Source organism: Devosia sp. YIM 151766 (assembly GCF_030285925.1).
Taxonomy (GTDB): Bacteria; Pseudomonadota; Alphaproteobacteria; order Rhizobiales; family Devosiaceae; genus Devosia.
In genome coordinates, this window is the sequence record NZ_CP127251.1 from 411,452 (window position 1) to 422,952 (window position 11,501).

The 11,501-nt window shown below is 63.6% G+C and carries 12 protein-coding genes; 8 read left to right on the forward strand and 4 right to left on the reverse strand.

Translation table 11 applies throughout. From position 1 onward, the window contains the following. The first annotated feature begins 2 nt into the window (after positions 1-2). Both O9Z70_RS01965 and O9Z70_RS01970 read left to right on the forward strand, forming a co-directional pair. Positions 3-977 carry a type II secretion system F family protein gene (locus tag O9Z70_RS01965; RefSeq protein ID WP_286020821.1) on the forward strand — a complete coding sequence of 325 codons (975 nt, stop codon included), beginning with the start codon at positions 3-5 and terminating at the stop codon, positions 975-977. Positions 978-992: 15 nt separating this feature from the next. Then, positions 993-2,003, forward strand: coding sequence for a type II secretion system F family protein (locus tag O9Z70_RS01970; RefSeq protein ID WP_286020822.1), 1,011 nt, complete (start codon positions 993-995; stop codon positions 2,001-2,003). A gap of 256 nt (positions 2,004-2,259) precedes the next feature. On the opposite strand, the gene O9Z70_RS01975 is transcribed toward O9Z70_RS01970, so the two are convergent. After that, positions 2,260-3,030 carry a tetratricopeptide repeat protein gene (locus tag O9Z70_RS01975; protein ID WP_286020823.1) on the reverse strand — a complete coding sequence of 257 codons (771 nt, stop codon included), beginning with the start codon at positions 3,028-3,030 and terminating at the stop codon, positions 2,260-2,262. Between the two features lie 154 nt (positions 3,031-3,184). Between O9Z70_RS01975 and O9Z70_RS01980 the strand changes: the two genes are divergently transcribed. Then, entirely contained in the window at positions 3,185-4,534 is a 1,350-nt protein-coding gene (locus O9Z70_RS01980) for a leucyl aminopeptidase family protein (protein ID WP_286020824.1), read from the forward strand. Positions 4,535-4,586: 52 nt separating this feature from the next. Here O9Z70_RS01980 and O9Z70_RS01985 read toward each other — a convergent pair whose 3' ends face one another. The 3 genes from O9Z70_RS01985 to O9Z70_RS01995 all read right to left on the reverse strand — a co-directional run bounded on the left by O9Z70_RS01985 (position 4,587) and on the right by O9Z70_RS01995 (position 7,240). Then, positions 4,587-5,351 carry a YqaA family protein gene (locus O9Z70_RS01985; RefSeq protein ID WP_286020825.1) on the reverse strand — a complete coding sequence of 255 codons (765 nt, stop codon included), beginning with the start codon at positions 5,349-5,351 and terminating at the stop codon, positions 4,587-4,589. A gap of 73 nt (positions 5,352-5,424) precedes the next feature. Continuing rightward, positions 5,425-6,363 (reverse strand): 2-hydroxyacid dehydrogenase, encoded by a 939-nt coding sequence (locus O9Z70_RS01990; protein ID WP_286020826.1) that lies wholly within the window; start codon positions 6,361-6,363, stop codon positions 5,425-5,427. Positions 6,364-6,427: 64 nt separating this feature from the next. Continuing rightward, positions 6,428-7,240: a c-type cytochrome gene (locus O9Z70_RS01995; protein WP_286020827.1), complete on the reverse strand. Its 813-nt coding sequence runs from the start codon at positions 7,238-7,240 to the stop codon at positions 6,428-6,430. Positions 7,241-7,499: 259 nt separating this feature from the next. On the opposite strand from O9Z70_RS01995, the gene O9Z70_RS02000 reads away from it, so the two are divergent. The 5 genes from O9Z70_RS02000 (at position 7,500) to O9Z70_RS02020 (ending at position 11,492) form a co-directional block, all read left to right on the forward strand. Further along, the gene (locus O9Z70_RS02000; RefSeq protein WP_286020828.1) at positions 7,500-8,327 is read left to right on the forward strand and encodes a prephenate dehydratase; all 828 of its coding nucleotides are present in this window, start codon (positions 7,500-7,502) and stop codon (positions 8,325-8,327) included. Positions 8,328-8,376: 49 nt separating this feature from the next. Next, entirely contained in the window at positions 8,377-9,219 is an 843-nt protein-coding gene (gene dapD / locus O9Z70_RS02005; RefSeq protein WP_286020829.1) for a 2,3,4,5-tetrahydropyridine-2,6-dicarboxylate N-succinyltransferase, read from the forward strand. An 83-nt stretch (positions 9,220-9,302) separates the two neighbouring features. Beyond that, a complete protein-coding gene (locus tag O9Z70_RS02010; RefSeq protein WP_286020830.1) occupies positions 9,303-9,782 on the forward strand; it encodes a DUF805 domain-containing protein in 480 nt (159 codons plus the stop codon). Between the two features lie 16 nt (positions 9,783-9,798). Further along, positions 9,799-10,953, forward strand: a complete 1,155-nt coding sequence (gene dapE / locus O9Z70_RS02015; protein ID WP_286020831.1) for a succinyl-diaminopimelate desuccinylase — start codon at positions 9,799-9,801, stop codon at positions 10,951-10,953. Beyond that, entirely contained in the window at positions 10,950-11,492 is a 543-nt protein-coding gene (locus O9Z70_RS02020) for a hypothetical protein (RefSeq protein ID WP_286020832.1), read from the forward strand. Before dapE ends, O9Z70_RS02020 begins: the two co-directional genes overlap by 4 nt. The last annotated feature ends 9 nt before the right edge of the window (positions 11,493-11,501 follow it).

An 11,501-nucleotide genomic window follows, 5' to 3' on the forward strand; every position in this document is an offset into this window, starting at 1 on the left:
CCATGAACACCATGCTGCTTGCCCTTCTTGCCATGGTCACCGTCGCGGCAGCCGGCTTTGCCTTGGTGCCCTCGGCGCTGGGCAGCCGCCGCGCCGACCAGCGCCGCAAGGCTTTTCAAGGCGATATCCGCGCCAATCGCCGCGAGGCCGACGCCGACCGCACACGCGAATCGCGCCGCAAGAATGTGCAGCAGGTGCTCAAGTCGCAGGCCGACGAACTCAATGCCAGGAAGCGCCTGCGCCTGTCCGATCTGTTGTTTCAGGCGGGCATGACCATCGCCCCGGCGACCTTCATCCGCAACAGCATCATTTTCGGCATTGGCCTGTTCATCGTGCTGTTCCTCGTGCAGGTGCCGCTGCTCTTTGCCGCCATTTTCGCGGTCGCCGGCGGCTATCTGCTGCCGCGCATGTATGTGATGCGCAAGCGCAAGAAATATCAGGACCGGTTCCTGGACGAATTGCCCAACGCCATCGAGGCCATCGTGCGCGGCGTCAAGACCGGCCTGCCGCTCAACGATTCCATGCGGGTGGTGGCCAAGGACACCAAGGAGCCGGTGAAATCCGAATTCGGCCGCGTGCTCGACCAGCAGAGCTTCGGCTTCTCCATGACCGAAGCGGTGCAGGTGCTGCTCGATCGGGTGCCGCTGCCGGAAGTCAATTTCTTCGTGGTGGTGATCTCGGTGCAGCAGCAATCGGGCGGCAATCTGTCCGAAGCGCTGGGCAATCTGGCCCGCGTGCTGCGCAACCGCAAGAAGATGAAGGAAAAGGTCAAGGCGATGTCGTCCGAAGCCAAGGCCTCGGCGGGCATTATCGGCTCGTTGCCTATCGTGGTGGCCGTCATGGTCTCCATCGTCTCGCCCGCTTATCTGCTACCGCTTGTGGCCACGCCCATCGGTCAGATCTGCCTGGCCATTGGCATCCTGATGCTGGCGACCGGCATCTTCGTCATGAGCCGCATGGTGCAGTTCGAAATCTGACCGCAGGGGAATCGGATGAACATGGTGGAACTTCTGACCCGGGGCGATTTCCTGATTGCGGTTCTCGCCGCCATTTCCGCCGCGGCCGTGGTCTTCACCTTCGGCACCTCGCTCATCGTCAAGCAGGAGATGAAGGGGCGCATCAGGCGGGTGGCGCTGGAGCGCGACCGCATGCGCGCCGAGGAAATGGCGCGTCTGCGCGGCAGCGGCCCCCAGGATGTTCGTGCCTCGATCCGCCGCGGCAGCGAAACCAAGTCCTATATGAAAAATGCCGTGGAGCGTTTCGACCTCAAAAAGGCGTTCCAGGACGAGAATACCGTCGATCAGCTGGCCATGGCCGGCCTGCGCGGGCAGGGGGCGCTGACCACTTATCTGTTCCAGCGTTTCGTCACGCCGATCGCGGTCTTCGCCATCGCCGCGCTCTACCTGCTGGTGATCGCGCCCGGCGACCGCCCGGCCTATCTCAACCTGGTCTATGCCGTGGGCGCCGGTCTGGTCGGCGCCTATCTGCCGGTGCTCCTGCTCAAGAACAAGACGCAGAAACGCCAGCATTCCATCCGGCGCTCATGGCCCGATTGTCTCGACCTCCTGCTGCTTTGCGCCGAAGCGGGCATGTCGATGGAACACGCGCTCAAGCGCGTCGCCAAGGAAATCGGCGGGCAAAGTGCCGAACTGGGCGAAGAACTGACGCTCACCATGGCCGAATTGTCCTTCCTGGAAGACCGCACCCGCGCCTATGAAAATCTCGGCCGGCGTACCGGGCTCGACGGCGTCAAGGCGGTGATGACCGCCCTGATCCAGGCTGACCGATACGGCACCTCGGTAGGCCAGGCCCTGCGCGTCATGGCCGAGGAAGGCCGCGAGGCCCGCATGATGGAGGCCGAGAAGAAGGCCGCCGCCTTGCCGCCCAAGCTCACCGTGCCGCTGATCATCTTCTTCCTGCCGGTGCTGTTCATCGTCATCCTGTCGCCGGCCATGATCAAGGTCTTCACCGGAACGGTCGCCTCGACCATGGGCGGCGGCTGAAGAAGCGGCACTGGAAAGGCTTGGCGGCAGCCGAAGCGGCTACATGGCGGCTCGGCCTTGACGGAATCGGCGTCTCACCCCCGCCCCCCGTGCGTCACCCTCGCGCTTGACGCGAGGGTTCTCTGTTTGTGGGTCCGTCGCAAGAACCCTCGCGTCAAGCGCGAGGGTAACGATCCGGGAACGAGACGCCGTCTATGCATAGCCTTTCGAGGGAGAGGACGCGAACGTCACCGCTTCCATGGAAAGCTGAAACACCCTAACCCTTGTCGATCAGGTCCCAGCGGTTGTGCTGAGTCAGCAGCGCCCTGATATAGGCCATATTGGCCTCGACCTGCTCTGGCGGCAATTCGGCGGCATAGAGCGCCCGCGCCTCGCTGAACCGGCCCTGCAAGCCGACCACCAGCGCCAGATTCTGCCGCGTCTGGGCCGAGGCGCCGCGCATCTGCACGGCGCGCCGCAGATGCTGCTCCGCCCGGGTCAGATCATTGGTCATGGCGTAGGACAGGCCGAGATTGGTCTCGATGGAGGCCTCGCCCGGCGCGATCACGGCGGCCTGGCCGTAGATTTTACGAGCGTCGTCATGCCGGCCCATCTGGTCCAGCGTCGCCCCTTGCACCAATAGGGCATTCCAGTCCGGTGCGTCGGGGCTGATCACATTGCCGATCACGGTCAGCGATTGCTCGAAACGCCCCGCCGCCGTCAGCGCCTTGGCATAGGCGATGCTGATGGCCATGTCGCCCGGATGAGCCAGCATGGCCTGCTCCAGGGCCGCGATGGCCTGTTGCGGCTGCCCGGCGGCGCGCAGCACGGTGGCGTAGTGAATGACCACCGCCCGATCCTTGGGATTGCGGCGATAACGCTCGGTCAGTTCCGCCAGACCGACCTGGCTCTGGCCGGCCACGAGGCTGGAATAATCCGCGCCGGCCGATAGGCCCCGATTGGATGCGCAGGCCGACAGCGCCAATGCGGCCACGCCTGCCAGAAGCAGGGGATGCGCGATTTTGGCGATGCGGCACAGATGCGACACGATAAACTCCGGCCGGATAGCGGGTTCTTCCAGGTCATCCGGCCTTGCGAGCAATAGATCATTAACCCTAACACGCGGTTAAATCCCGTGCCGCCGCGGCGATTGCAGCCCCGCCTGCGTCTCGCTAGAACCATGCCAGACAAAGGAGTTCGTCATGGCCAATCCATCCATCATGCCGCTGAAATTCGTCGCGGAGGGCGGGCTGGACGCCGCCGAACTCGAACCCCGCCATGCCGCCTGGGCCGCCAGCCACGGCTTTGTCGGCCAGCGCGGCCGCCTGCTGGCCCTGCCCGATGCAAAGGGGGATATTTCCGGCTGGCTGTTCGGCGCCGGACCCGGGGAAGGGCGCTCGCCATTCCTTGCCGGCCTGGCCGCCGCCGCCCTGCCGGAAGGCGTCTATGCCCTGGCCGGCGAATATGGCGATCCGACCCTCTCCGCTATCGGTTTTCGCCTCGGCGCCTATCGCTTCGACCGCTATCGGGAGGCCCGCGCCACCGCGACGCTGATGCTGCCCGATGCGGCTGACGCGGCCGAGGTCGAACGTCAGGTCGAAGCCGCCGCGCTGGCGCGCGACCTCATCAACACCCCGGCCAATGATCTCGGCCCCGACGCCCTGGAACAGGTGGCACGTGACTTTGTGCGCCGCCACGGCATGGACATCCGGGTCATCGCCGGCGACGATCTGCTCAGCGCCAATTTTCCCATGATCCATGCCGTGGGCCGCGCCAGCAGCCAGGCGCCGCGCCTCATCGACCTCGCCTGGGGCAATCCGGAGCATCCGAAGGTGACGCTGGTGGGCAAGGGCGTCACCTTCGATACCGGCGGGCTCGATATCAAGTCGGCGGCGGGCATGCTGATGATGAAGAAGGATATGGGCGGCGCCGCCAATATTCTCGGCCTCGCCCATGCCATCGTATCGGCCGGCCCGCCGATACGGCTGCGCGTATTGTTGCCGGTGGTGGAAAATGCCATTGCCAGCGCCTCGTTCCGCCCCGGCGACGTGCTGCGATCCCGTTCCGGACTTGGTGTCGAAATCGGCAATACCGACGCCGAAGGCAGGCTGATCCTCGCCGATGCCCTCGCTTTGGCCGACGAGGAAGCGCCGGACCTCCTGATCGACATGGCGACGCTTACCGGCGCGGCCCGCGTCGCCCTGGGGCCGGAATTGCCGGCCCTCTATTCGACCGATGCCGCCCTGGCCGCGCAAACGGCCACGCTTGGCGCCAGCGTCGAGGACCCGCTCTGGCCCATGCCGCTCTGGACGGCCTATGAAGGCCAGCTTTCATCCAAGATCGCCGATATCAACAATACCGGCACCGGCGGCTATGCCGGCTCGGTCATTGCCGCCTTGTTCCTCAAACGCTTCGTCAAGAAGGCCGGCACCTGGCTGCATCTCGACATTTTCGGCTGGGCGCCTGAAGCGCGGCCCGGCCGCCCCGTCGGCGCCACCGATCAGGGTATCCGCGCGCTTTACGGCCTCATCCGCCAGCGCTATGGCAAGTAAAGAAAAAGGCGGGCATCGGCCCGCCTTTTTTTAAACGGTGGCTAGCGCGCCATCAGGGGTTTGCCGGGACGCTATCGTCGTCCGCGTCAGGCGCCGGCTCGGCATTGCCGCCCAGCAATTCGGCCGGATTGGGCAATAGCTCGCGCGGCACCACTTCGTCCACCGCCGTCATGTGTTCGACGGCGATTTCGGTGGCCGGGCCATGGTTTTTGGGGAACAGCAAGGGCGCCATGGCGAAGCCGACAACGATCAGGACGACCATGCCCCAGCCGGCCCATTTCTTGTGTTTCTCGATGAATTCGCCGGCCACCGGGCCAAAGAAATAGAACAAGCCACAGGGCACGAAATAGCGCAGGCCGCGGCCGATCAGTCCATAGATGATGAAGGTCCACAGATCGAGCCCGGCCACGCCCGAGGTGATGGTGATCACTTTGTAGGGAATGGGCGAGAGCGCGCCGATCAGGACCATTAGCGGGCCATTTTCCACGAAGCTGTGGCGCAATGATTCAAAGCCGTTGGCCGCGCCATAGAACTCGATGATGCCCTTGCCGACGCTGTCGAACAGAAAATAGCCGATAGCGTAGCCGGCAAGCCCGCCGCTCACCGAGGAAATGGTGCAGATCGCCGCCAGCCGCCAGGCTCGCAGCCGGTCGGCGATGATCATCGGAGCCAGCATGATTTCCGGGAATATCGGAATGATCATGGCTTCGAGAAAACACAGAGCCGCCAGGATGGGTTCGGCAAAGCGATGTTTAGTGGCTCGTTTCAGGCGGTCGTAGAAACTGAGTTTGGCTGGTGCGGCGGCGGTGTCGGTCATCAAGTCTCGCGAGTAGCGGTTCAGAACCTATGCTTGAACAAATTTCTGCCATCGCACCAGTGAAATTTGCGTGTCAGTAACCACGTTGACGATCCACGACATTGACGAGATCCTTGCCGGCCTCGTGATCCAACAGGATACGCGAGAAATAGTTGACGCCGGTGGCCTCGTTGGAAATGCCCGCGATATGCGGGGTAATGTAGCAGTTTTCGATACCCCATAGCGGGCTGGTTTCGGGCAGAGGCTCGATTTCGAACACATCGAGGCTGGCCGCGCCCAAAGTGCCGTCGCCCAGCGCCCGCACGATGTCCGCTTCTTTCTGATGTCCACCGCGGGCCGCATTGACGATGGCCGGCCCGCCCGGCAGCCGGTCGCGGCGCAGCTTGGAGAAGGTCTGGTAATTGAGAATGCCCGCCGTTTCCGGGGTCAGCGGCAAGAGATTGACCAGGATGTCCGTTCCCGAGAGGAAGGCGTCGAATTGCTCGTCGCCGGCAAAACCCGTAACGCCCTCGATCTGCTTCGGCGTCCGGCTCCAGCTCCTGAGCGTAAAGCCCAGCGGCAGCAGCCGCTCGACCGCATCCTGCCCCAGAACGCCCATGCCCATGATGCCGACGCAGGTCTGCTGGGCGACGGGGGGATAATATTGATCCCAAAGCCGCGCTTTCTGGTCGGCGTTGAAGCGAGTGAATTGCCGGTGATGCATGGTCACATGCGCCACCACGTAATCGCTCATCTGCTGGCTCAGGTCCTGATCGACGAAGCGCACGACCGGGACGTCCGGCAATCCGGGATGCTTCATCAGCGCGTCGACGCCGGCGCCCAGCGAAAGCACCGCTTTGAGATTGACGAGGCCGTCGAAAGCGTCCGGCTGCGGCTTCCACACGAAGATATAGTGTATCTCGGCCGGATCGAAATCGTCACCCCGCCGCACCACCTTATAGGGCGCCAGTTTCTCGGCGAACGCCTTGGCCCAGGCGGCTTCATCGACATCCGAAAGGTGCAGCAACAGCATATTGTCTTCCTTAACAAAAGAGCCGCGCTACTGGCGCGGCTCCCGGATAGTTTTTCCGGCTGGATTATTCTGCGTCGGCAGGGGCTTCCTCATCGCCCGAAGCTGGCGCTTCCGGCGTGGTTTCCTGAACCGGGGTGCCTTCGATGGGCGAGTCGGACTGGGTCGTGGTCGGGGTATCGACCGCGCTTTCGGGAGCGGTGGGCGTGGTGACCTCGCTGCCCCCATCCGCCGGCGTCATCAGTTCGGAGGGCACAGTATCGTCCGGAGTGGTCTCGCCCGGCGTCGCGGCGGGCGTATCGCCCTCGGCCGGCTCTTCCTCTGCAGGCGCGGCTTCCTCGACGGGGAACGGCACCGGGCTTGCCGACAGCGTCTGCAGGTAAGCCAGGATATCGGCGCGCTCTTCAGGCGAACGGACGCCGGCAAAGGCCATCTTGGTGCCGGGCGCATAACCCCGAGGATTTTCCAGGAAGGCGTCGAGATTGTCATAGGACCAGATCTGGCCCTCGGCCTGCTGCTGCAGCAGGATATCCGAATAGGCGAAGCCTTCGGCATGGGCCTTGGGGGCGCCGACGATATTATAGAGGTTCGGGCCCTGCTTGTTGGGCTCGCCCTCGCCGAAATTGTGACAGGACTGGCACTTGCGCACCGCCGAGGCGCCGCGATCGACGCTGGCGCTGGCCAGCAGCACCGCCAGCGATACGGCAGGAACCTCTTCCACCGGGCCCGCATCCGCCACTTCGGGCTCGGGCAGGTCGTAGCCGGGACCTCGGCCTTCGATGGGTTGATAGATGGCTTCGGCCAGAAAGCCGACACCCATGACGAACAACAGCGTGCCGAGGACGGCGCCTAGAATCTTATTTAGCTCGAACGAATCCATTTGGTCTCTCTGCCGGTCCATCCCCTGCGGACATTATGCGTCGCCGGTCCAAATTCCGATTCCCGTTGGGGAATCTGCCTCAACCGACCGGATCGGCGCGCGCGAAAGATAGTCTCAAGCCCCTTAGGGCGCAACAGGTCAAAGCGCCGGTGCGACAATTGCCCCCTGATCTCGCGCCGCGCCGCCGCTCCGGGTGCCGATTGACTCGCGCCTGCCCCCGCGTCAAAACCCGCCTGCTCATTCTTGCACGGATCTTCCCATGACGAAAAAGATTGCCTTTCAGGGCGAACCCGGCGCCTTCAGCCATGCGGCGGCGGCCAATGTCTTTCCGGGCGAGGAATATATGGGCTGCGTCACCTTCGAGGAAACGCTGAGCGCCGTGCAGTCCGGCCAGGCCGATTTTGCCGTCGTGCCGGTGGAAAATTCGCTCTATGGCCGCATCACCGACATTCACCACCTCCTGCCTGAAAGCGGCCTCTTCATTATCGGCGAGACCTATCTGCGGGTGGAGATGACCCTGTTGGGCGTCCCCGGCGCCCGGCTGGAAGACATCAGGGCGGTGCAATCGCTCTCGGTCGCGCTCGGCCAGTGCCGCCGCTTCATCGCCAAGAATGGCCTGCGCACCATCAATGCGGTGGATACGGCCGGCTCGGCCCGCGAGATCGCGCAGAAGGCCGATAAAACCGTCGCCGCCATCGCCTCTTGCTTTGCCGGGGAGATCTATGGTCTCGAGGTGCTCGCCGAGAATATCGAGGACGCGGACCACAATACCACCCGCTTCCTCGTGCTCTCGCCGACCGAACAGAACGCGGCGCCGCACGGCCGGGTGAAGACCACTTTCGTCTTCCGCGTCCGCAACGTGCCGGCGGCGCTCTATAAGGCCATGGGCGGCTTTGCCACCAATGGCGTCAACATGACCAAGCTCGAAAGTTATATGGTCGGCGGCAATTTCACCGCCACCCAGTTCTATGCCGATATCGAAGGTCATCCCGATGATGTTAGCGTCCAGCTCGCCTTCGACGAGCTGAAATTCTTCACCGACTATTTCCGCATTCTCGGCGTCTATCCGGCCTCAGACTCGCGTTGACACGCCGGGCGCCGCCGCTATGGTCCGCCCGACAAATAAAGGAGCCGCCATGTCGCACGCCCAGCTCGCCAAGATCATCGACGCTGCCTTCGAAAATCGCGCCGAGGTCAATTTTGCCACAAAGGGCGAGATTCGCGATGCCGTCGACAGCGCGTTGCGCCTGCTCGACACTGGCGAGGCCCGCGTGGCCGAGAAGGTCGACGGCGCCTGGCAGGTCAATCAATGGCTGAAAAAGGCGGTGCTGCTTTCGTTCCGTCTCAACGACAATCAGCTGATTTCCGGCGGCCCGCACAGCTCGTCATGGTGGGATAAGGTGCCCTCCAAGTTCGACGGCTGGGACGAGAACCGGTTTCGCGAGGCTGGCTTCCGCGCCGTCCCGGGCGCCATCGTCCGCAATGCCGCCCATATCGGCAAGGGCGTCATCCTCATGCCCAGCTTCGTCAATCTGGGCGCCTATGTCGATGAAGGCACCATGGTCGATACCTGGGTGACGGTCGGCTCCTGCGCCCAGATCGGCAAGAACGTCCATATCTCGGGCGGCGTCGGCATTGGCGGCGTGCTTGAACCATTGCAGGCCGGCCCGGTCATCATCGAGGACAATTGCTTCATCGGTGCCCGCTCCGAGGTCGTCGAGGGCGTGGTGGTGGGCGAAGGCGCGGTCATCTCCATGGGCGTCTTCATCGGCGCCTCCACCAAGATCGTCGACCGCAGCACCGGCGAAATCCATATCGGCAAGGTGCCGCCCTATTCGGTCGTCGTCTCCGGCAGCCTGCCCGGCAAGCCGCTGCCCGATGGCACGCCCGGCCCGAACCTTTATTGCGCCGTCATCGTCAAGACCGTCGACGCGCAGACCCGCTCCAAGACCGGCATCAACGACCTGCTGCGCGATTGATCCTTTATCCGGCGCTGGCTCCGGCCGCGCCGGCGTCCTATCCTTGCTCATGCCGGTGTGATTCCGGTCTAAAAGGGGGATAAATGGACAAGCTCATTGCTCTGCTGACGACCACGCAAGGCCGCATCGGCCGTCAGCAATGGTGGCTGGGGATCGCCGCGCTGATCATGATCTCCATCGTCGCCTCGATCGTGCTGGGCATTGTCAGCTTCGGCAATGCCGCCCTATTGGCCTGGCTCGCCGTATTGCTCAATATCGCGCTGATCTATCCGGCCTATTGCCTCGGCATCAAGCGCCGCCACGACCGCGATAGCGGCGGCACCGACCTCAAGTTGCTGATTGCCGGTTCGGTTCTGCTCAATGTGCTGCAGGCTACCGGCATCGGCATGGATTGGGTCGATATGGGCCAGGGCGTAATCTTGCCCATGCCGGCAATCTGGCTCGGCCTGATCAACCTCGCCTATGCGGTTTTCGCCATTTACATGCTGGTCCAGCTCGGTTTCCTCAAGGGAACGACAGGAGCGAACACTTACGGTCCCGACCCGCTGGACGGCGCCGCCTGACCAAATCGGAGCCTTCGTGACCATCGATCCGCAAAATCTGCTTGAGCGCCTCATCGCCTGTCCTTCGGTCACGCCCGAGGAAGCCGGGGCGCTCGACCTGCTGGAAGCCGAACTGATCGCCATCGGCTTTGCCGTTACCCGCCTGCGCTTCGACGGCGACGGCTCCTATCCGGTCGACAATCTTTTCGCGACGCGCGGGCAGGGCGGCCGTACCCTGCTTTTTGCCGGCCACACCGATGTCGTGCCGCCCGGCGACCGGGCGCATTGGCACTCTGACCCATTCCAGCCGCGCATTGCCGATGGCAGGATTTATGGCCGCGGCGCCGCCGACATGAAATCGGGCATTGCCGCCTTTGTCGCGGCCTGCGCCGCCATGCCGCCGGAAGCGGGCACCATCCACCTCGCCATCACCAATGACGAGGAAGCCGACGCCGTCAACGGCACCGAAAAGCTCATGCGCTGGATGGCCGAGAACGGCCGCCGTTTCGACTTCGCCATTGTCGGCGAACCCAGTTCGGCGGAAATCCTGGGCGACAGCATCAAGATCGGCCGCCGCGGCTCGCTCTCCGGCAAGGTCACGGTCACCGGTACGCAAGGCCATGTCGCCTATCCGCATAAGGCCAATAATCCGCTGCCGGTGCTCGCTGCATTGGCGACCGCCCTGACGTCGGAACGCATCGATCAGGGCACCGAGCATTTCCCCGCCAGCAATCTCGAACTCACCACTATCGATGTCGGCAATCCGGTGCCCAACGTCATCCCGGTGAGCGGCATGCTGCGCTTCAATATCCGTTATAACGACCTCTGGACGCCCGAGACGCTGGCGGACTGGGTCCAGACCCGCATCGATGCGGTTGATCCAAAGAAGACCCGGATCGATTTCGAGATTTCGGGCGTGCCGTCCCGTTCCTTCCTGTCGCCGCTCAGCGCCGATATCGAAACCCTGTCCGCTATCATCGCCGAACGCAATGGCAGTGCGCCGGAATTGTCCACTGGCGGCGGCACGTCGGATGCGCGCTTCATCGCCCAATATGGTCCGGTAGTGGAATGCGGTCTGGTCGGTGCGTCCATGCACAAGGCCGACGAGCACATCGCCCTGGCCGACCTGACCGGCCTTACCGACATCTACGAGCATTTCATGCGGCGCTTCTTTTCCGGGGACGCGGCATGAAAAGCTGGCAGAACCTGCAACAGGCTGTTGTCGGCTGGCGCATGATCCTGCGCGGTGAAGCTGGCTGGCAGGAGCAGTTCCGGCTGACCGCCCCCGGCCTCGCCATGGCGCTGGTCCTGTTCTACGTCTTCGCCTTCCTGGCCGTGCTGCTGGCGTCGTTCGAGGTCGGCGTTCCGACGCTGGGGGGCTTTGTCGAAATCATGCTGATCCAGTCGCTGTGGCTGATTGCCCTGCTGATCGGCATTTTCGGCGCCCGCTTCGTCATGCGCGGCGGCAATGCGCTGCTGCCGGTGCTCATTCCGGGCATCTATGCGATGATCGCCTATCTGATTCTGGGCTCGCTGCTATCACTGATCCTGGGCATCCTGCTGCCGCTGCTCTGGGCGGCTCTGGCCTTCCTGCTTTATCGGCTGGGGCGGGTGGCTGCGGACTGGAATCCGGCAGGTTCCGCGACTTTTGCGCTTCTCACCGTGGTTCTGCTTGTCGGCATGCCGATGACGCTCTACATGCTAGCCACATCCTTCCTCCCTGCCGCCTGAACCGAGACC

Coding starts and splice junctions, on each gene's coding strand:
- O9Z70_RS02010 (WP_286020830.1), top strand. CDS start 9,303: ATGGACAAGCTCATTGCTCTGCTGACGACCACGCAAGGCCGCATCGGC.
- O9Z70_RS02020 (WP_286020832.1), top strand. CDS start 10,950: ATGAAAAGCTGGCAGAACCTGCAACAGGCTGTTGTCGGCTGGCGCATG.
- O9Z70_RS01965 (WP_286020821.1), top strand. CDS start 3: ATGAACACCATGCTGCTTGCCCTTCTTGCCATGGTCACCGTCGCGGCA.
- O9Z70_RS01990 (WP_286020826.1), bottom strand. CDS start 6,363: ATGCTGTTGCTGCACCTTTCGGATGTCGATGAAGCCGCCTGGGCCAAG.
- O9Z70_RS01970 (WP_286020822.1), top strand. CDS start 993: ATGAACATGGTGGAACTTCTGACCCGGGGCGATTTCCTGATTGCGGTT.
- O9Z70_RS01980 (WP_286020824.1), top strand. CDS start 3,185: ATGGCCAATCCATCCATCATGCCGCTGAAATTCGTCGCGGAGGGCGGG.
- O9Z70_RS01985 (WP_286020825.1), bottom strand. CDS start 5,351: ATGACCGACACCGCCGCCGCACCAGCCAAACTCAGTTTCTACGACCGC.
- O9Z70_RS01995 (WP_286020827.1), bottom strand. CDS start 7,240: ATGGATTCGTTCGAGCTAAATAAGATTCTAGGCGCCGTCCTCGGCACG.
- dapD (WP_286020829.1), top strand. CDS start 8,377: ATGTCGCACGCCCAGCTCGCCAAGATCATCGACGCTGCCTTCGAAAAT.
- O9Z70_RS02000 (WP_286020828.1), top strand. CDS start 7,500: ATGACGAAAAAGATTGCCTTTCAGGGCGAACCCGGCGCCTTCAGCCAT.